The organism is Escherichia sp. E4702 (genome assembly GCF_963883545.1).
Classification (GTDB): domain Bacteria; phylum Pseudomonadota; class Gammaproteobacteria; order Enterobacterales; family Enterobacteriaceae; genus Escherichia.
The window spans coordinates 282,802-306,139 of sequence record NZ_CAWORF010000021.1 but is presented as its reverse complement, the minus strand read 5'-3'; the positions used below and the strand labels follow the sequence as shown (position 1 = coordinate 306,139).

The window sequence follows — 23,338 nt, the reverse complement described above, 5'->3', positions numbered from 1 at the left end:
CGTGGATTATTCTTAACGAGGATGATGGTAAACTAAAAGTCGTAGTGTATTCTTAATAAATAACGTATAAGCTTTTTCACTGCATTTCTTTTAATGGGGGAAGTAAAAACAAAAGAGATGCACAAGTTATTACCCTTCTTAAATAAAATGATGCTGGTTATAAAGATCAGTTAAAATAATGACCTGGAAGGAAGTGACTTATCTATGGCGCGATTACAATTAAAAAACCGTAAAAATAAAGGTCTGATATTTTTAATCAGTTTTATTGTGATGGGTGGAGACGCGCTTGCTGCGCCATTACCGCAATGGGCCAATGCTCCTGCGGTTACGCCGGTTGCCAGTTTATCGTTACAGGAAAGCATATTGCGTGCCTTTGCGCGAAACCCCGACGTCACCCAACAGGCGGCGCAGATAGGTATTGGTGAAGCGCAAATCGATGAAGCCAAAAGCGCCTGGTATCCGCACATCGGTTTAACGGGTAATGCGGGGCCTTCCCGGCAAACGGACTCCAGCGGCAGGCTGGATAACAACGTTTCTTATGGCATAACCCTGACGCAGCTGGTGTATGACTTTGGTAAAACCAGTAACGATATCAAACTGCAAACTGCCGCTCGTGACAGCTACCGCTTTAAATTGATGGCAACCTTAACCGACGTAGCCGAAAAGACGGCGACGACCTATATGGAAGTCAGTCGTTATCAGGCTTTGTGCGACGCAGCGCAACGTAACATTCACTCTCTGGAAAACGTCTACAACATGGCCGCACTACGCGCCAACGCCGGGCTTAATTCATCATCCGATGAGTTACAGGCGCAAACGCGTATAGCGGGAATGCGCTCGACGCTGGAACAATATCAGGCACAGATGACAAGCGCCAAAGCACAGCTGGCGGTGCTCACAGGCGTACAGCCGGAGGCGATAGCTTCGCCGCCAGCCGCATTAGCCGAACAGCCAGTGTCGCTAAAAAATATCGACTATCAGTCCATCCCGCTGGTACTGGCGGCAGAAAACTTACGCCAGTCTGCCCAGTACGGCGTGGAAAAAACTAAATCGCAATACTGGCCTACGCTCAGTATTCAGGGCGGCAAAACGCGCTACCAGACCAGCGACCGCTCGTATTGGGATGATCAGTTACAACTGAACGTCAACGCGCCGCTGTATCAGGGCGGCGCGGTTTCAGCCAGGTGCAACAGGCCGAAGGGCAACAAAAAATCTCTGCTTCGCAGGTTGAGCAGGCAAAACTGGACGTGCTTCAACGAGCGTCGGTGGCGTATGCCAACTGGACTGGCGCACGGGGTCGTGAAGAGGCTGGGTTAGCGCAATCTGAAAGTGCGCACAAAACGAGAGATGTGTACCAAAATGAATATAAATTGGGTAAACGCAGCCTGAATGATCTATTAACCGTCGAGCAAGATGTCTTTCAGGCGCAATCGGCTGAAATAAATGCCAATTATGATGGCTGGGTCGCCGCAGTGAATTATGCCGCTGCGGTTAATAACCTTATTCCATTAGCGGGAATTAAACAGGGCTTATACAACGACTTACCCGACTTGAAATAATCCTGCCATTATTAATATCAGGTATGCATCGTTGTTGAGTGATTACCTTTGTCTTATTTAGATAAATGGACTCGCTAAGGATGTGCGCCATTTATCAGGAATGCCATTATGAGCCTGATTATTGATGTTATTTCGCGAAAAACATCCGTCAAACAAACGCTGATCAATCCTGGCGACGTTACGGTTGTCATTTATGAGCCCTCTGTGGTGCAGGTTCATGCTCAGGCATCTGCCGTTGCGCGTTATGTTCGTGACGGAAATGACTTGTTGATCTATATGCAGGACGGCACGGTGATCCGCTGCAACGGTTATTTCCTGCAAGCGGCAAATACCAGCGAACAATCCGAACTGGTGTTTGCCGAGGGTCAACAACTGACCCACGTAACATTTGCCGATACCGCGGCAGGTGGATTAGCGCCCGTGGAGCTGACCGCTCAGACCACCGCAATTGAAAGCATTGCGCCGTACCTTGATATCGTCGGCCAGACGACGGCTTTCCCGTGGGGATGGCTGGCGGGGGCGGCGGTAGGTGGCGGCGCGCTTGGCGCTTTACTGGCAAGCGGTGGCGATGATGACTCAAAAACTGAAGTGGTTAACAACCCACCGCCAGCCGAACCCGGCAACGCCACGCCATCGTTTTTGGTAACCGATAATCAGGGCGATCAACGCGGTATTCTTTCCGCCAACGATACCACCGATGACACTACGCCAACCTTTAGCGGCAGCGGGCAGGCGGGGGCAACCATTCAGATTAAAGACAGCAATGGTGACACCATCGCCAGTACTCAGGTCGGTAGCGATGGACGCTGGAGCGTCGATTTGCCCACGCAAAGCGCGGGCGAACATACCTGGTCAGTGGTGCAAATCGTCGGTAGCACCATTACTAACGCCGGTTCGATAACGTTAACCATCGACAATAGTCAGGCCGCCGTACAGCTCGCCACCACCGCAGGCGATAACATCATTAACGCCAGCGAACAGGCCGCCGGATTTACGCTTTCTGGCACGAGTAGCCATTTGGCACAGGGAACAGAACTCACCGTCACGCTAAATGGCAAAACCTACACCACCACCGTTGGGGCTAACGGTGGGTGGAGCGTGCAGGTGCCGACCGCCGATGCGCAAGCGTTAGGCGAAGGGAATCAGGCGGTGCTGGTCAGTGGGAAAGATGCCACGGGCAATACGGTCACTGGCGCGCAACTGTTAACGGTCGATACCCAACCGCCGACACTTGCTATCAACAGCATCGCCCAGGACAACATTGTCAGTGCCGCGGAACATAACGCCGCGCTGGTGTTAAGCGGTACATCGAATGCGGAAGCGGGGCAAACCGTAACCCTGAACCTGAACGGCGTCACCCACACAGCAACCGTCGGTAGCGACGGAACCTGGCAAGTGACGCTGCCTGCCGCAGAAGTGCAGGCGCTGGCCGATGGCAACTACGCCGTAAATGCCAGCGTCAGTGACCGGGCAGGAAATACCACCAGTAACAATGCGAATTTCGCGGTAGACACCAGTGCGCCAGTGGTTAGCGTTAACACCATCGCTGGCGACGATATTCTTAACACCGCTGAACAGATTGTGGCGCAGATTATTTCCGGTCAGGTCAGTGGGGCTTCTCCGGGGGATATCGTCACCGTGAAGTTAGGAGCCACAGTTCTGACAGGCGTGGTACAGGCAGACGGCAGCTGGAACGTAGCGCTTGATCCGGCGGTAACCCGTACTCTGGCGCGTGGCCCTAACGACATCATCGTCACGGTTACTGATGCCGCTGGAAATACCGGTACAGCGACCCATAACATCACGCTGGCAGGCGTCGCGCCGCAGGTGGCAATAGATACTATCAGCGGTGATAACGTACTGAATGCGCTGGAATCTCAGCAGCCGCTCACGTTAAGTGGCACCAGCAATTTACCTGACGGCGGCACGGTTAACGTGACGCTGAATAATGTCACGTATAGCGCTCAGGTCAGCGGCGGCGTCTGGTCGCTGAATGTTCCGGTGAGCGATGTTGTCAATCTGGCGAACACCAACTACACCGTCACTGCCAGCGCCACAGATGTGACCGGCAACACCGGCACCGCGCAGAGCAATTTACTGGTCGATACGGTGCTTCCACAGGTGATCATCAACACCTTTGCGGGCGACAACATTGTCAACAACGCCGAAGCGGGGGCAGATCAAACCCTGAGCGGCGTCGTGGTGGGCGCCGCGCAGGGCGATACGGTAACTATTGAGCTGGGCGGCAATACTTACACGGCGACGGTGGGCAGCAATCTCACCTGGAGCGTGAACGTTCCGGCGGCAGATTTACAGGCGCTGGGCGACGGTGCGTTAACCATTAATGCTTCGGTTACCACCGTACATGGCAATACGGGCAGCAGCGCGCTTGATATCACTATCAGTGCCGGGCTGCCGGGGCTGCGCATTGACACCATCGCGGGCGATGATGTGATCAATGCCGTTGAGCAGCAGCAAAACCTGATCATCACCGGTAGCAGTACCAATCTTCCCGCTGGAAGAGTGGTCACTGTTTTGCTCGGTGGCAACACCTACCAGGGGGTGACCGACAGCAACGGCAACTGGCAGGTAGGCGTGCCTGCGGCAGATTTACAGGCGCTGACGCCGGGGACGATAGTGGTTAATGCCAGCGCAACGGACCCGGCCGGGAACCCGGTTTCCATCGATCGCAACGTGGACGTTAATCCGGGCGCGGTGCTTATCACCATCAATACCGTCTCTGGCGATGACATTATTAATGCCGCAGAAAAAGGCGCGCCGTTAACGCTGACTGGCACCACGCAGCTGGTGGAAACCGGGCAAACCGTGGTAGTGAAATTCGCCGGGCAGACCTTTACCACCACCGTTCAGGCAGGTGGCGGCTGGAGCCTGACCGTTCCCGCCAGCGCGGTAAGCAGTCTGCCCGATGGCGCAGCAGAAATCACCGCGACCGTCACTAATATCAGCGGTAACACTGGCGACACCTCCCGCACCATTACCGTCGACAGTCAGGCGCCAGCCTTAAGTATCGATTCGCTGACCGCCGATAACGTCATCAACGCCGCCGAAAGTGGTCAGGATCTGCAAATCACTGGCACCACTGACGCCCAGCCGGGGCAGACGGTGACCGTCACGCTGAATGGGCAGACGTATCAGGGCGTCGTGCAGGCAGACGGCACCTGGAGTGTGACCGTACCTGCCGCCAACGTTGGCGCACTGGCTGACGGCAACGCCACGGTCACCGCCAGCGTGAACGATGTCGCAGGTAACCCGACCAGCGTCTCACGTGTGGCGCTGGTGGATGCCACGCCGCCCGTGGTGACCATTAATCCGGTGGCGACCGATAACGTCATCAACACGCCGGAACACACTCAGGCACAAATTATCAGCGGCACGGTCACTGGCGCACAGGCGGGCGATATCGTCACTGTGACGCTGAATAATGTGAATTACACCACGGTGGTGGATGCTTCCGGCAACTGGAGTCTGGGCGTTCCGGCTTCCGTTGTCAGTGGGCTGGTGGACGGCAGTTATCCTGTCAATGTTTCAGTGACTGATCGTGCCGGAAACACGGGCAGCCAGTCGCTGACCGTCACGGTCGATACCGCCGCGCCAGTAATTGGTATTAACACCATTGCTGGCGATGATGTGATAAACGCCAGCGAAAAAGGGGCCGATGTTCAAATTACCGGTACCAGCGATCAGCCAGCCAATACCGCCATCACCGTGATGCTGAACGGGCAAAATTACACCACCACGACCGACGCCTCCGGCAACTGGAGCGTGACGGTTCCGGCCTCGGCAGTAACCGCATTAGGCCAGGCCAACTACACGGTAACGGCGGCGGTGACCAGCAGTATCGGCAACAGCGCCACCGCCAGCCATAACGTACTGGTCGACAGCGCGTTGCCCGGCGTGACCATTAACCCGGTGGCAACCGACGATATTATTAACGCCGCGGAAGCGGGTGTTGCGCAAACCATCAGCGGGCAGGTTACCGGAGCCGCCGTTGGCGACACGGTAACGATTACGCTGGGCGGCAATACTTACACCACCACCGTGCAGGCCAATTTAAGCTGGAGCGTGAGCGTTCCGGCGGCAGATATTCAGGCGCTGGGTAATGGCGATTTAACGGTTAATGCCTCGGTCACCAATCAAAACGGCAATACCGGTAGCGGCACGCGGGATATCACCATCGACGCTAATCTGCCCGGTCTGCGGGTCGATATGGTGGCGGGCGATGATGTGGTCAATATCATCGAACACGGGCAGGCGCTGGTTGTCACCGGCAGCAGCTCGGGGCTGGCAGAAGGCACGCCGCTTACCGTCACAATTAATAATGTGGACTACACCACTGCGGTGCAGGCCGATGGTAGCTGGAGTGTGGGCGTCACGGCGGCGCAGGTTAGCGCCTGGCCTGCGGGGACGGTTAATATTGCCGTGTCCGGGGAAAGTAGCGCCGGAAATCCGATAAGCATTACGCATCCGGTAACGGTGGATCTCACTCCGGCGGCTATCACCATCAACACTATCGCCACGGACGATGTGATTAACGCCGCAGAAAAAGGCGCTGATTTAACGCTTTCCGGCACCACCACGAATGTAGAAGCCGGGCAAACGGTCACCGTCACCTTTGGCGGTAAAAACTACACCGCTACCGTGGCGAGCGATGGTAGCTGGACCGCCACCGTTCCCGCCGCCGATCTGGCGTCATTAACCGATGGCAGCGCCTCCGTGCAGGCCAGCGTCAGCAATATCAACGGCAATAGCGCCTCGGCGGTGCATAGCTACAGCGTCGACAGCAGCGCGCCAACCATCATTATCAATACCGTCGCCAGCGACAATATCGTCAACGCCAGCGAAGCTGATGCGGGCGTGACGGTGAGCGGCACCACCACCGCCGAAGCGCGGCAGATTGTTACGATAACGCTCAATAGCCCGACCGTGCAGACGTATCAGGCAACGGTACAGGCCGACGGCAGCTGGAGTATTAATATTCCGGCGGCAGATCTTGAGGTATTGACCGATGGCAGCCACACCCTGACCGCGACGGTCAATGACAAAGCGGGCAACCCGGCGAGCACCACGCATAATCTGGCGGTGGATCTCACCGTTCCGGTACTCACCATCAACACCATTGCGGGCGATGACATTATTAACGCCGCCGAACACGGGCAGGCGCTGGTGATTTCTGGTTCCAGCACAGGCGGAGAGGCGGGAGATGTCGTCAGCGTCACGCTAAACAATAAAACCTACACCACGACGCTGGATGCTTCCGGCAACTGGAGCGTCGGCGTTCCGGCGGCGGATGTCACGGCGCTGGGCAGCGGCCCGCAAACTGTTACCGCCACGGTGACTGATGCGGCGGGTAATAGCGATAACGAGACGCACACGGTTACCGTTAACCTTACCGCGCCGACCATTGGCATCAACACCATCGCCACCGATGACGTGATTAACGCCAGCGAAAAAGGCGCGGATCTGCAAATTTCCGGCACCAGTAATCAGCCAGCAGGAACCACAATTACGCTGACGCTTAACGGGCAAAATTACACCGCCACGACGGACGCCGCAGGCAACTGGAGCACCACGGTGCCAGCCTCCGCCGTCAGTGCGCTGGGCGAAGCCAGCTACACGGTGACGGCGAACGTCACCGACAGCGCGGGCAACAGCAATTCTGCCAGCCATAACGTGCAGGTGAATACCGCGCTGCCGGGCGTCACCCTTAATCCGGTAGCGACTGACGATATTATTAACGCCGCCGAATCGGGCGTGGCGCAGACCATCAGCGGGCAGGTGACGGGCGCGGCGGCGGGCGATACGGTTACCGTGACGCTAGGCGGGAAAACCTACACCACTACCGTGCAGGGCAATTTAAGCTGGAGCGTGGACGTTCCGGCAGCGGATATTCAGGCCATCGGTAATGGCGAGCTGACGGTTAATGCCTCGGTGACCAACGGCGTTGGCAATACTGGCAGCGGTTCGCGAGATATTACTATCGACGCTAATTTGCCAGGTCTGCGCGTTGATACCGTGGCGGGCGATGATGTGGTTAATAGCATCGAGCATGGTCAGGCGCTGGTGATAACTGGTAGCAGCAGCGGGCTGGCGGCGGGCGCGGCGCTGACGGTGGTGATTAACACGGTCACTTACGCTGCGACAGTATTAGCCGATGGCACGTGGAGCGTTGGCGTTCCGGCGGCAGATGTGGGCAACTGGCCTGCGGGTACGGTGAATATCACGGTTTCAGGTGCCAGTAGCGCCGGAAACCCGGTCACTATCACCCACCCGGTCACCGTCGATCTGGCAGCGGTTGCGATCTCCATTAACACCGTTTCCGGCGACGATGTGATTAACGCCGCCGAAAAAGGGGCAGATTTAACCCTTTCCGGCAGCACCTCCGGCGTGGAACCGGGGCAAATGGTCACCGTCACCTTTGGCGGTAAAACCTACACCGCCACCGTAGCGGGCGATGGTAGCTGGACAACCAGCGTGCCTGCCGCCGATCTCGCCGCATTACGCGACGGCGACGCCACGGTACAGGCGAGCGTCAGCACTATTAACGGCAACACGGCTTCGGCAACCCACGCTTACAGCGTCGATGCCACAGCCCCGACGCTTGCCATTAATACCATCGCCACCGACGATATTCTTAACGCCGCCGAGGCGGGCAATCCGTTAACCATCAGCGGCAGCAGCACCGCCGAAGCGGGTCAGACGGTGACCGTCACGCTTAATGGCGTGACTTACAGCGGCACCGTCCAGGCGGACGGAAGCTGGAGCGTCAGCGTACCGACAGCGGATCTCAGCAATCTGACCGCCAGCCCGTACACGGTCAGCGCCTCGGTAAACGACAAAGCGGGTAACCCGGCGACCGCGAATCACGGGCTGGCGGTGGATCTCACCGTGCCAGTGCTGACCATTAACACCGTCTCCGGCGATGACATTATTAATGCCGCCGAACACGGGCAGGCGCTGGTGATCTCCGGTTCCAGCACTGGCGGCGAAGCGGGCGATATCATCACCGTCACGTTAAATAGTAAAACCTACACCACGACGCTGGATGCCTCCGGTAACTGGAGCGTCGGCGTTCCGCTGTCAGATGTCACTGCGCTGGGCAGCGGCCCGCAAACCATCACTGCCACCATTACCGACGCGGCAGGCAACAGCGATGACGCCAGCCGCACGGTCACTGTGAATCTGACCGCGCCAACCATTGGCATCAACACTATCGCCAGCGATGACGTGATTAACGCCACGGAAAAAGGCGCGGATCTGCAAATTACCGGCACCAGTAATCAGCCCGCAGGCACCACCATTACGGTGACGCTGAACGGGCAAAATTACACCGCCACCACAGATGCTTCCGGCAACTGGAGCGCCACGGTGCCAGCCTCAGCGGTTAGCGCGCTGGGTGAGGCCAACTACACGGTAACCGCAAACGTCACCGACACGGCAGGCAACAGCAATTCCGCCAGCCATAACGTGCTGGTCAACAGCGCCTTGCCTGCTGTCACCATTAACGCGGTGGCAACCGACGATATTATTAACGCTGCCGAAGCGGGCAATGCGCAAACTATCAGCGGCCAGGTCACGGGTGCCGCGGCGGGGGATACGGTTACCGTTACGCTGGGCGGCAACACCTACACCACCACGGTGCAGGCCAACTTAAGCTGGAGTGTGGACGTTCCGGCGGCGGATATTCAGGCGCTGGGTAACGGTTCTCTGACGGTTAACGCCTCGGTCACCAACGGCGTTGGCAACACGGGCAGTGGCTCGCGCGATATCACTATCGACGCCAATCTGCCTGGTCTGCGTGTCGATACCGTAGCGGGTGATGACGTTATTAACAGCATTGAGCACAATCAGGCGCTGGTGATCACCGGGAGCAGCACCGGACTGACGGCAGGAACCGCGTTAACGGTCGTTATCAATAATGTGACTTACGCCGCGACGGTGCTAGCCGACGGCACATGGAACCTCGGCGTTCCGGCGGCAGACGTCAGCAACTGGCCTGCGGGTACGGTGGATATTACGGTAAGCGGCACTAACAGCGCCGGAACAACCTCCACCATTACCCATTCGGTTACCGTCGATCTGGCGGCGATCGCCATCACCATTAACACACTCTCTGGCGATGATGTGATCAACGCCGTCGAAAAAGGCGAAACGCTGGTGGTAAGCGGCAGCACCAGCGGTGTTGAAGCCGGGCAGACGGTGACCGTCACCTTGGGCGGCAAAAATTACACCACCACCCTTGAAGCCAACGGTAGCTGGACGGTGAATGTGCCGCCTGCCGATCTCGCTGCGCTGCCGGACAGCGCGGGCAACGTGCAGGCGAGTGTCAGCAACATCAACGGCAATAACGCCCAGGCGGATCGTGCGTACAGCGTCGATGCCACCGCGCCGCTTGTGACCATCAACACCATCGCCAGCGACGATATTCTCAACGTGAGCGAAGCGGGCGCGGGGATCACCATCAGCGGCACCACCACGGCGCAGGCCGGGCAGACGCTGACCGTTACGCTCAATAACAACACTTACCAGACCACCGTCCAGGCCGATGGCACCTGGAGCGTGAATGTTCCGGCAACGGATTTAAGCGGATTAACCGCCAGCAGCTATACCGTGACTGCGACGGTGAGCGACAAAGCGGGCAACCCGGCAAGCGCCGACCATGCGCTGGCGGTGGACGTCACCGCGCCGGATCTCACCATTAACACCGTCGCGGGCGATGACATTATTAACGCCATCGAACACGGGCAGGCGCTGGTGGTGAGCGGCACTAGCACGGGCGCGGAACCCGGCGATGTGGTCACCGTCACGCTCAACGGCAAAAACTACACCACCACGCTGGACGCTTCCGGTAACTGGAGCGTCGGTATTCCGGCGGCGGATGTCACGGCACTGGCGACCGGCAGCCAGACCATCACCGCCAGCCTGAGCGATCGCGCGGGCAACAGCGACAGCACGACTCACGATGTGACCGTTGATCTCAGCGGCCCGACGCTGACCATCAATATCGTCTCCGGCGATGACATTATTAACAGTACCGAGAAAACCCAGGATCTGACCATCAGCGGTGGCTCCAGCGGCCTGGCGACAGGCACCACGGTCACCGTGATGTTGAATGGCCTGGCGTACAGCGCCACTACCGATAGTTCCGGCAACTGGAGCGTTACCGTGCCTGCTTCGGCAGTCGGCGCATTGGGCGAGGCGGTGTACCAGATTAGCGCCAGCGCCACCGACAGCGCGGGCAACAGCGGCAGCACCACCCATACGGTGAATGTCGAATCGCTCCTGCCTGGGGTGATCATTAATACCGTGGCAGGCGATGACATTATCAACGCCGCTGAAATCGCTGTGGCGCAGACCATCAGCGGTCAGGTGACGGGAACGGCAGCAGCAGGAGATACGGTCACTGTCACGCTCGGCGGCAACCAATACGTCGCCACCGTGCAGCCAGATTTAAGCTGGAGCGTCAGCGTGCCTGCGAACGTTTTGCAGGCGCTGGGCAACGGTGAACTGACCATCAGCGCCTCGGTGACTAATGGCGTGGGTAATACCGGCACCACAACGCACAATATCGTGATAGACGCCAATTTGCCAGGTCTGCGCGTCGATACCGTGGCAGGCGATGATGTGGTCAATATTATCGAGCATGGGCAGGCACTGGTGGTCACCGGTAGCAGCACCGGACTGGCGGCGGGGGCGGCGTTGACGGTGGTTATCAACAATGTCACCTACGGCGCAACGGTACTCGCCGATGGCACCTGGAGCGTCGGCGTTTCGGCGGCGGACGTGGGTAACTGGCCTGCGGGGACGGTCAATATTGCCGTCTCTGGCACTAATACTGCTGGAACCACAACCAGCATTAGCCATCCGGTCACGGTCGATCTTGCTGCCGTGGCGATTACCATCAATACCCTTTCCACTGACGATGTCATTAACGCCGCCGAAAAAGGCAGCGATTTGCAGCTCTCCGGCACTACCTCCGGCGTGGAAGCGGGGCAGACTATTACCGTTATTTTCGGTGGTAAAAGCTACACCACCACGGTCGCCGCGGATAATACCTGGGGGCTGACGATCCCAGCCGCCGATCTCGCAACCTTGCCGGACGGCGCAACAAACGTACAAGCCAGCGTCAGCAACGTCGCAGGCAACATCGCCCAGGCAACGCATGCTTACAGCGTTGATGCCACCGCGCCAACGATCACCATCAACACCATTGCCAGCGACGATATTCTTAATGCTGCGGAAGCGGGATCGGCGCTGACCATCAGCGGCACCAGCACGGCGGAAGCCGGACAGACGGTGACCGTGACGCTAAACGGCGTCGATTACAGCGGCAACGTACAAGCAGACGGAAGCTGGAGCGTCAGCGTACCAACTGGCGATTTAGCCAACCTTACCGCCAGCTCGTATACGGTTAGCGCGGCGGTCAGCGACAAAGCCGGAAATCCGGCCTCGGCAACGCATAATTTGACGGTAGATCTCGTTGCCCCAGTCGTCACCATTAACACGGTGGCGGGCGATGACATCATCAACGCCACGGAACATGCTCAGGCGCAGATTATCAGCGGCTCGGCAACGGGCGCGACCACCGGTAACACGGTTTCCGTGACGATTGGCACGAACACCTACACCACCGTGCTGGACGCCAACGGCAACTGGAGCATCGGCGTGCCTGCCAGCGTGATTACCGCACTGGCGCAGGGCGATGTGACCATTACCGCCACGGTCACCGACTCCGCAGGCAACAGCGGCACAGCCTCGCACACTGTCAGCGTGGCGCTCGGCGCTCCGGTACTCGGCATTAACACCATCGCCGTCGACGACATCATCAACGCCACGGAGAAAGGCGCGGATCTGGCGATTTCCGGCAGCAGCAACCAGCCTGCGGGTACGCAGGTAACCGTTACGCTCAACGGGCAAAATTACACCACCACAGCCGATGCCTCAGGTAACTGGAGCGTGACCGTTCCGGCGTCTGCGGTCGGTACGCTCGGTGAAGCGACTTATACCGTAACCGCCGCCGCAACCGATGTTGATGGCAACAGTGGTTCCGCCAGCCATAACGTGCAGGTCAATACCGCGCTGCCGGGCGTCACTATTAACGTTGTGGCGAGCGACGATATCATTAACGCCGCCGAAGCAGGCGCGGGCCAGACCATCAGCGGGCAGGTAACGGGCGCGGCGGCAGGCGACACGGTAACCGTCACGCTCGGCGGGGCGACTTACACCGCCACGGTGCAGGCGAATTTAAGCTGGAGCGTCAATGTTCCGGCAGCCGCTTTACAGGCATTGGGCAACGGCGAACTGACCATTTCGGCTTCGGTGACGAACAGCGTAGGCAATACCGGAAATGGCACGCGGGAAATTACCATCGACGCGAATCTTCCCGGTCTGCGGGTCGATACTGTCGCTGGCGATGATGTGGTCAATATCATCGAGCACGGGCAGGCGCTGGTGATTACCGGCAGCAGTTCCGGCCTGGCGGCGGGCAGCAACGTCACGCTGACCATTAACGGGCAAACCTATGTTGCGGCGGTACTGGCGGATGGCACCTGGAGCGTCGGCGTTCCGGCGGTGGATGTCAGCGCCTGGCCTGCGGGGACGGTCACGATTACGGCAAGCGGCAACACCACCGCCGGAAACCCGGTCAGCGTTACGCATCCGGTGACTGTCGATCTCTCGGCGATTGCCGTCAGCATCAACGCCATTACCGCCGATGATGTGATTAACGCTGCTGAAAAAGGCGCGGCGTTAACGCTCTCCGGCAGCACTTCTGGTGTCGAAGCCGGACAAACGGTCACCGTCACCTTTGGCGGCAAAACCTACACAGCAAGCGTCGTGGCGAATGGTTCCTGGAGCACCACGGTTCCGGCGGCAGATATGGCAGCCCTGCGTGATGGTGATGCCAGCGCGCAGGCCAGCGTCAGCAATGTTAACGGCAACAGCGCCACCACTACCCACGCTTACAGCGTCGATGCCAGCGCGCCAACGGTGACCATCAACACTATCGCGGGCGACGACATTCTTAATGCCGCCGAAGCCGGTGCGGCGCTGACCATCACTGGCAGCAGCACGGCGGAAGCGGGGCAGACGGTGACCGTCACGCTCAATGGCGCAAACTATACCGGCACGGTTCAAACGGACGGCAGCTGGAGCGTCAGCGTGCCGCCAGCCGACTTAAGCGCGCTGACCGCCAGCAACTACACCGTTAGCGCGGCGGTGAGCGACAAAGCCGGAAACCCGGCCTCGGTTAATCACAACCTGACGGTGGATACTTCCGTTCCGGTCGTCACCTTCAACACGGTGGCGGGCGATGATGTGATCAACGCGACGGAACACGCCCAGGCGCAGATTATCAGCGGCTCCGCCACGGGTGCGGCAACCGGTAGCACTGTGACGGTGACTATTGGCAGTAGCACTTTCACCACGGTGCTGGACGCCAGCGGTAACTGGAGCGTCGGCGTCCCGGCAAGCGTCGTCTCGGCACTGGCGAACGGCACGGTGACCATTAACGCCAGCGTCACCGATGCCGCCGGAAACAGCGGCAGCGCCACCCATCAGGTGACAGTCAACACCGGGCTACCAACCATTACCTTTAACGCCATCAGCGGCGATAACGTCCTGAACGCCGATGAAAAAGGCCAGCCGTTGACCATCAGCGGTAGCAGTACGGGGCTGGCGACAGGCGCACAGGTCACCATCACGCTCAACGGTCATAACTACAGCGCTACCACCGACGCGGCGGGCAACTGGACCTTAACCGTTCCGGTCAGCGATCTGGCGGCCTTAGGTCAGGCTAACTATACCGTCAGCGCCAGCGCCACCAGTGCGGCGGGTAACACCGCCAGCAGCCAGGCGAATTTACTGGTCGACAGCGGCCTGCCGGGCGTCACCATTAACACCGTGGCAGGCGACGATATTATCAACGCCGCCGAAGCCGGGGCCGATCAAACCATCAGCGGGGTGGTCACTCGTGCCGCCGCTGGCGATACGGTTACCGTCACGCTGGGTGGCAATACTTATACCACCACGGTACAGGGCAACTTAAGCTGGAGTATCAGCGTTCCGGCAGCCGATCTCCAGGCGCTGGGAAATGGTGATTTGACCATTCACGCCTCGGTCACTAACGCTAATGGCAACACTGGCAGTGGTACGCGGGATATCACCATTGACGCCAACCTGCCTGGGCTGCGGGTGGATACGGTGGCGGGCGATGATATCGTCAACAGTATCGAACACGGGCAGGCGCTGGTAATCACTGGTGGCAGTAGCGGCCTGAATGCAGGCGCAGCGCTGACGGTCACCATCAACGGTGTGGCCTATGCCGCCACGGTACAGGCGGATGGGAACTGGAGTGTCGGCATTCCGGCGGCAAACGTCAGCGCATGGCCTGCGGGGCCGTTAGCCGTTGACGTGGCAGGCCAGAGCAGCGCCGGAAACCCGGTCAGCGTCAGCCATCCGTTCACCGTCGATTTAACGGCGGTGGCAATCAGCATCAACACCGTTGCCAGCGACGACGTGATTAACGCTGCCGAAAAAGGCACCGACCTGACCCTTTCTGGCAGCACCAGCGGGATTGAAAGCGGGCAAACCGTTACCGTCACCTTTGGCGGCAAAACCTACACCGCAAGCGTCGCCGCCAACGGAAGCTGGAGCGTGAACGTTCCGGCGGCAGATCTGGTAACTCTGCCAGACGGCGCGGCGAACGTGCAGGCCAGCGTCAGCAGCGCGAGCGGTAACAGTGCCTCGGCGACCCATGCGTATAGCGTTGACGCCAGCGCGCCGACGCTCACCATTAATACTATCGCCAGCGACGATATTCTTAACGCCACGGAGGCCGGAAGCCCGCTCACCATCAGCGGCACCAGCACCGCCGAAACCGGGCAGACGGTCACCGTCACCCTTAATGGCGCAACCTACAGCGGTAATGTGCAGGCGGACGGTAGCTGGAGCGTCAGCGTTCCCACTTCAGCCTTAGGCGCGCTGACCGCAAGCAATTACACCGTCAGCGCTACGGTCAACGACAAAGCGGGCAACCCCGGCAGCGCCAGCCATAATCTGGCGGTAGACACCACCGCGCCGGTTCTCACCATTAACACCGTGGCGGGCGATGACATCATCAACGACGCCGAACACGGGCAGGCGCTGGTGATTTCCGGCACCAGCACGGGCGGGGAAGCGGGCGATGTGGTGAGCGTTGTGCTCAACGGCAAAACCTACACCACCACCCTGGATGCCTCCGGTAACTGGAGCGTCGGTGTACCGGCGGCGGATGTTACGGCGCTGGGTAGCGGCGCACAGACGATCACCGCCAGCGTCAGCGATCGGGCGGGTAACAGCGACGACGCCAGCCGCACCGTGACCGTCAGCCTCAGCGCGCCAGTGATTAGCATCAACACCATCGCGGGCGATGATGTGATCAACGCGACGGAAAAAGGATCTGATCTGGCGCTTTCCGGCACCAGCGATCAGCCTGCGGGTACGGCGATCACCGTCACGCTGAACGGACAAAACTACAGCGCCACCACCGACGCCTCCGGCAACTGGAGCGTTACCGTGCCTGCCTCGGCGGTCAGTGCGCTGGGCGAAGCCACCTACAGCGTGACGGCGAGCGTCACCAATGCTCAGGGCAACAGCAGCACCGCCAGCCATAACGTGCAGGTCAATACCGCGCTGCCGGGCGTCACCCTTAATCCGGTGGCGACGGACGATATTATCAATGCCGCCGAAGCGGGCAGCGCACAAACCATCAGCGGCCAGGTAACCGGGGCGGCGGCGGGCAGTACCGTCACCGTTGAACTGGGCGGTAAAACTTACACCGCCATCGTCCAGGCTGATTCAAGCTGGAACGTGAGCGTACCAGCCGCCGACTGGCAGGCGTTAGGTAACGGTGAGTTAACGGTTAACGCCTCGGTGACCAACGCCGTTGGCAACACCGGCAGCGGCACGCGCGATATCACCATCGATGCCAGTCTGCCTGGCCTGCGGGTGGATACCGTCGCGGGCGATGATGTGGTCAATATCATCGAACACAGTCAGGCGCAGGTGATTACCGGCAGCAGCTCCGGCTTTGCGGCAGGGACGGCATTGACGGTGGTGATTAATAACCAAACTTACGCCGCCACAGTGCTGGCGAACGGCACCTGGAGCGTCGGCGTTCCGGCTGCGGATGTCAGCAACTGGCCTGCGGGAACGCTGAATATTAGCGTTAGCGGCGCGAACAGTGCCGGAACGCAAACCAGCATTACCCATCCGGTCACGGTTGATCTCACCGCCGTCGCCATCAGCATGAACAGCATCACCAGCGATGATGTGATTAACGCCGCCGAAAAAGGCGTGGCGCTAACGCTTTCCGGCAGCACGTCCGGCGTCGAAGCGGGGCAAACCGTTACCGTCACCTTTGGTGGCAAAACCTACACCACCACGGTGGCAGCAAACGGTAGCTGGAGCACCACTGTTCCGGCGGCGGATATGGCGGCCCTGCGTGATGGCGATGCCAGCACCCAGGTGCGGGTGACTAACGTCAACGGCAACAGCGCCACGGCCACGCACGAATACAGCGTCGATAGTGCCGCGCCAACGGTGACCATCAACACCATTGCCGGCGATAACATCATCAACGCCAGCGAAGCGGCGGCGGGCGTAACGGTGTCCGGCACCAGTACGGCGGAGGCGGGGCAAACGCTCACCGTCACGCTAAACGGTACTAACTACCAGACCACGGTGCAGGCAGACGGCAGCTGGAGTTTAACGCTGCCCGCCAGCGACTTAACCGCGCTTGCCAATAACGGCTACACCCTGACCGCCACGGTCAGCGATCTGGCGGGTAACCCTGGCAGCGCCAGCAAAGGCGTGACCGTCGATACCACTGCGCCGGTGATCAGTTTTAACACCGTGGCGGGCGATGATGTGATTAACAACGTCGAACACACTCAGGCGCAGATTATCAGCGGCACCGCCACGGGCGCGGTCGCGGGCGACCGCCTGGTGGTGACCATCGCCGGGCAGCAGTACGTTACCAGCACCGATGCCAGCGGCAACTGGAGCGTCGGCGTGCCTGCCAGCGTGATTTCCGGCCTTGCGGACGGCACGGTGACCATCAGCGCCACCATCACCGATAGCGCAGGCAACAGCAGCACGCAGACGCACAACGTGCAGGTGAACACGGCGGTGGTGTCGCTTTCGGTCAGCACCATCAGCGGCGATAATCTCATTAACGCCGCCGAAGCAGGCAGTGCGCTGACCCTGAGCGGCACCGGAACGAACTTTGCCGCAGGTACAGTGGTGACCGTGTTGCTTAACGGCAAAGGCTACAGCGCCACCATTCAGAGCAACGGGAGCTGGAGCGTGAACGTGCCTGCGGCGGACGTCGCGGCACTGGCGGATGGCACCAGCTACACGGTCAGCGCCTCCGCGCAGGACAGCGCCGGAAACAGCGCCACGGCCTCGCGCAGCGTAGCGGTGGATCTCACCGCGCCGGTTATCAGCATTAACACCGTTTCGACGGACGACCGACTCAACGCCGCTGAACAGCAGCAGCCGTTAACCCTTAACGGCTCGACCAGCGCGGAAGTGGGGCAGACGGTCACCGTGACCTTTGGCGGCAAAACTTACACCGCTACGGTTGCCGCCAATGGCACCTGGGCGCTGAATGTGCCTGCGGCGGATCTGGCAGCGCTCGGGCAGGGTGCGCAGACGATTACCGCCAGCGTGAACGATCGCGCGGGCAACCCCGGACAGGCCACGCACGCTCTGACCGTTGACACCGTTGCGCCAACGGTGACCATCGCCACCGTGGCGGGTGACGATATTATCAACAACGCCGAGCAGCTTGCCGGGCAGACCATCAGCGGCACCACCACCGCCGAAGTGGGTCAGACGGTCACCGTTACCTTTAACGGGCAAACCTGGACCGCCACGGTCGGCAGCGGCGGAAACTGGTCGGTATTTATTCCGGCGCAGCAGTTTGCCGGATTAAGCGACGGCAGCTACACCATCAGCGCGACGGTCAGCGATCAGGCCGGAAACCCCGGCAGCGCCAGCCGTGGCGTGACCCTCAATGGCGACGTGCCAACCGTCACCATCAACACCTTTGCGGGCGACGATGTGGTGAACGCGGCAGAACACGGCTCGTCGCTGGTGATCAGCGGCACCACCACCGCGCCAGTTGGTCAGACGCTGACTCTGACCTTAAACGGCAAAACCTATACCACCACGGTGCAGACGGGCGGTAGCTGGAGCTACACCCTCGGCAGCGCCGATGTCACCGCGCTGGCGGACGGCAACGCCTACGTGATTAACGCCTCGGTGAGCAATGCCATTGGCAATACCGGCAGCAGCAATCACACCATTACCGTCGATCTCAGCGCCCCGGCGATGGGCATTAATATCGATTCCCTGCAAGCCGACACTGGCCTTAGCGCCAGCGACTTTATCACCAGCGTCAGCCCGGTGGTGGTCAACGGCTCGCTCACCGCCGCGCTTGCCAGTAACGAGACGGCGCAAATCAGTATCGACGGCGGCGTAACCTGGACCACGCTTACCGTTACTGGCACAGCCTGGCGCTATAACGACAGCCGCACGCTGACCGATGGCAACTATCTCTATCAGGTGCGGGTGATTGACGCGGCGGGCAACGTCGGGGCCACCGACAGCCAGAACGTGGTGATCGACACCATCGCGCCAGATCCAGCAGTGAAAACCATCGCCATCAGCGCGATCACCACCGATACCGGATTGATCACTAATGATTTTGTCACCAGCGACACGACGCTAGCGGTGAGCGGCACGCTGGGCGCGACGCTTTCTGCCGGTGAGTTCGCGCAAATCAGCATCGACGGCGGCACCACTTGGCAGAATCTTTCCGTAAGCGGATTAACCTGGACGTACCTTGACGGGCGTACGCTGACCGATGGCAACTACAACTACCAGGTGCGGGTGATCGACACCGCCGGAAATATCGGTGCGACCGCCAGCCAGATTGTCACCGTTGACACCACCGCGCCGCTGGCGAGTAAAACCATCGCCATTGCGGGCATCAGCGATGACACCGGGTTAAGCAGCAGCGATTTTGTTACTCGCGACACCACGCTGACCGTGCGCGGTACGCTCGGTGCGGCGCTGGCCGCTGATGAACGAGCGCAAATCAGCCTCGACGGCGGGATTACCTGGACCACGTTAACCGTTATCGGCACCAGCTGGAGCTATGCCGATGGTCGCTCACTGACCGACGGCACCTGGAACTACACGGTGCGGGTGGTGGATCTGGCGGGGAATGTTGGGCAGACCGCAACGCAAAACGTGGTGGTCGACACCACCAGCCCGGAAGCGGCGAAAAGCATCACCATTACCGGCATCAGCGATGACACCGGAGCCAGCAGCAGCGATTTTATTACCAGCGACACCTCGCTTACCGTGCGCGGCGTACTGGGCGCGGCGCTCGGCACTAATGAATTCGCGCAAATCAGCACCGACAACGGTGCAACCTGGGTGAACGTAACGCTGGCGGCAGACGGCCTGAACTGGAGTTACGTTGACGGACGCACGCTAACGAATGGCACGACGACCTGGCAGGTACGAGTTGTCGATCTGGCGGGCAACGTTGGCGCAACCGGCAGCCAGTCGGCGCAGATTGACACCGTTAACCCGGCGCAGGTGTTGACCATCGCCAGCATCAGCACCGACACGGGGAGTTCGTCCACCGACTTTATCACCAGTGATACCTCGCTCACGCTGACCGGTTCGCTGGGGGCGGGGCTTGCCAGCGGCGAAGTGGCGCAGATTAGCCTTGATGGCGGTGCGACCTGGACCACGCTCACTACCAACGGCACGCAGTGGACTTACACCGACAGCCGTACATTGACCGATGGCAGCTACGTTTATCAGGTGCGGGTGCTGGATCTGGCGGGAAATACCGGCCCGGTGGTGTCGAAAACGGTGGTGGTCGATACGATTAACCCCACCGCCACGCCGACCATTGTGTCGTATACCGATGATGTCGGGCAGCGTCAGGGGACGTTAAACAGTTCTCAGGCCACCGACGACACCACGCCGCTGCTGAACGGTGTACTCTCCGGACCGCTGGCCAGCGGTGAAGTGGTTTACCTCTACCGTAATGGCCTGCTGTTAGGCGCGGTGACGATGGTCGGCGCGCTGAACTGGACATACAGCGACAGCGGGCTGGTCAGCGGCGCGTACACCTACAGCGCGCGGGTAGTGGATCTGGCAGGAAATATCACCTCCTCCAGCGATTTTATCCTGACGGTCGATACCTCTATTCCGACCACGCTGGCGCAAATCACCAGCCAGACCACGCGCGATACTACGCCGATTATCAGCGGGGTGATCACTGCCGCGCTCGCCAGCGGGCAGTATGTCGAAGTGGTCATCAATGGCAAAACCTACACCTCGCAGCCGGGCGGTGCGGTGGTAGTCGATCCGGCGCATAACACCTGGTATGTGCAACTGCCGGATACCGATGTGCTGGCGGCTTCCGCAACCGCTTATAACGTCACCGCGCAGGTGAAAAGCTCGGCGGGTAACGGCAACACCGCTAACGTCAGCAACGGCACGGTGACGATCAACGCGGCAATTGATTACACGCCAGCCTGGACAACTGCCAATAAAACAACGGCCTGGGGGCTGACCTACGGCCTCGACAACCACGGGATGTGGACGGTGCTGGCTAACCAGCAAATTATGCAATCAACCGATCCGCTCACCTGGTCGAAGACCGCACTGACGCTGGTGCAAAGCGGCAACAACTACGCCACCAGTTCAATTGCCGATTATGACCGTAACGGCACGGGCGATCTGTTTATCACCCGTGATGACTACGGTACGGGCTATATCAACGGTTTTACCAACAACGGCGACGGCACCTTTTCCAGCGCGATTCAGGTGAACGTCGGCACGCTGACGTGGTATGGCTCGATTGTGGCGTTTGATAAAGAGGGCGACGGCTATCTCGATTTCTGGATTGGCGACGCAGGCGGGCCGGACTCCAACACCTTCCTGTGGAATAACGCAGGCACTCTGGTAGGCAACTCCACCACCGCCAACAACGGAGGGAGCGCCACGGTCGGCGGGGTAGTAAATGGCTATCTTTCCCTTAACGAAGGTTCCGGCGTCGATCTCAACAATGACGGCAGGGTAGACCTGGTTCAGCACACCTTCAACCTGAATAACTACTACACCCTTTCATCGCTCATCAGCCAGGGCAACGGTACGTTTGTCTGGGGGCAGAACACCATCAACACCTTCCTCAGTGTTGCAGGCAGTGGTGGTAACTCGACGTCTGTGTCCATGACCTGGGCCGATTTCGATGGTGACGGTGATATGGACCTCTTCCTGCCCGCCAGCCAGGGAAGAGCTAACTACGGCTCGCTGTTATTCAATACCAACGGCGTGTTGGGGAATCCGGTGGCGGTGGGGGCAACGGGTACAACCTATGCCAGCCAGTTCAGCGTGGCAGTGGACTGGGATCATGACGGGTTAATGGATATCGCGCGTATTGCTCAGACCGGGCAGTCGTACCTCTATACTAACGTCAGTAATGCCAGTAACTGGACACAATCTACCCTCGGCGGCAGCCAGAGCGGCATCACCAGCGGCGTGGCGGCAATGGATTACGACTGGGACGGCGCGGTGGATGTGCTGGTGACCAAACAGTCGGGCAGCGTGTTCCTCATCCGTAACACCAACACGGTGAGCTACGGCACCTCGCTGCACCTGCGTATCACCGATCCCAACGGCATTAACGTCTATTACGGTAATACCGTAAAACTCTACAACTCGGCGGGAGTGCTGGTCGCCACGCAAATCATCAACCCGCAGTCGGGGATGGGCGTCAACGACACCTCGGCGCTGGTCAATTTCTACGGACTGAATGCCGGGGAAACTTACAACGCGGTGCTGATCAAATCCACCGGCACCACTGCCAGCAATATCGACCAGACGGTGAATACCAGTTGGGGCGGTTTACATGCCACTGATGCTACCCACGCTTACGATCTCAGCGCCGAAGCAGGCACGGCGAGCAACAACGGTAAGTTCGTTGGTACCGGCTATAACGATACCTTCTTCGCTACCGCAGGTACCGACACCTACGACGGTTCCGGCGGCTGGGTGTACAGCTCCGGCACCGGAACCTGGCTGGCGAACGGCGGGATGGACGTGGTCGATTTCCGCCTCTCCACAGTGGGGATCACCGCCAACTTAAGCACCACCACTGCCCAGGCGACCGGCTTTAACACCTCGACATTTACCAATATCGAAGGCATTTCCGGATCTAATTTTAACGATACCCTGACCGGCAGCACGGGCGATAACCAACTGGAAGGTCGCGGGGGAAACGACACCATCAACATCGGCAACGGGGGCCATGACACCTTGCTCTATAAACTGCTCAACGCCAGCGATGCCACTGGCGGCAATGGCTCGGACGTGGTGAATGGCTTTACGATAGGCACATGGGAAGGCACCGCCGACACCGATCGCATTGATATCCGCGAGCTGTTACAGGGCAGCGGCTATACCGGTAATGGCAAAGCCAGCTACGTCAACGGCGTGGCGACGCTGGATGCGCAGGCCGGAAACATCGGTGATTTTGTCAAAGTCACCCAGAGCGGCAGCGACACCATCGTGCAGATCGACCGCGACGGCACGGGCGGCACTTTTGCGGCAACTAACGTGGTCACGCTGACGGGCGTGCATACCGACCTCGCCACATTGCTGGCGAATCATCAGTTGATGGTGGTGTAAAT

1 protein-coding gene and 1 pseudogene are annotated in these 23,338 nt (G+C 59.5%); both read left to right on the top strand.

All coding sequences use genetic code 11. The annotated features are described in order from the left end of the window. Positions 1-204 precede the first annotated feature (204 nt). A pseudogene (locus AACU94_RS14830) lies at positions 205-1,559 on the top strand (TolC family outer membrane protein). A gap of 108 nt (positions 1,560-1,667) precedes the next feature. Then, entirely contained in the window at positions 1,668-23,336 is a 21,669-nt protein-coding gene (locus AACU94_RS14825) for an Ig-like domain-containing protein (protein ID WP_135489672.1), read from the top strand. Positions 23,337-23,338 lie beyond the last annotated feature (2 nt).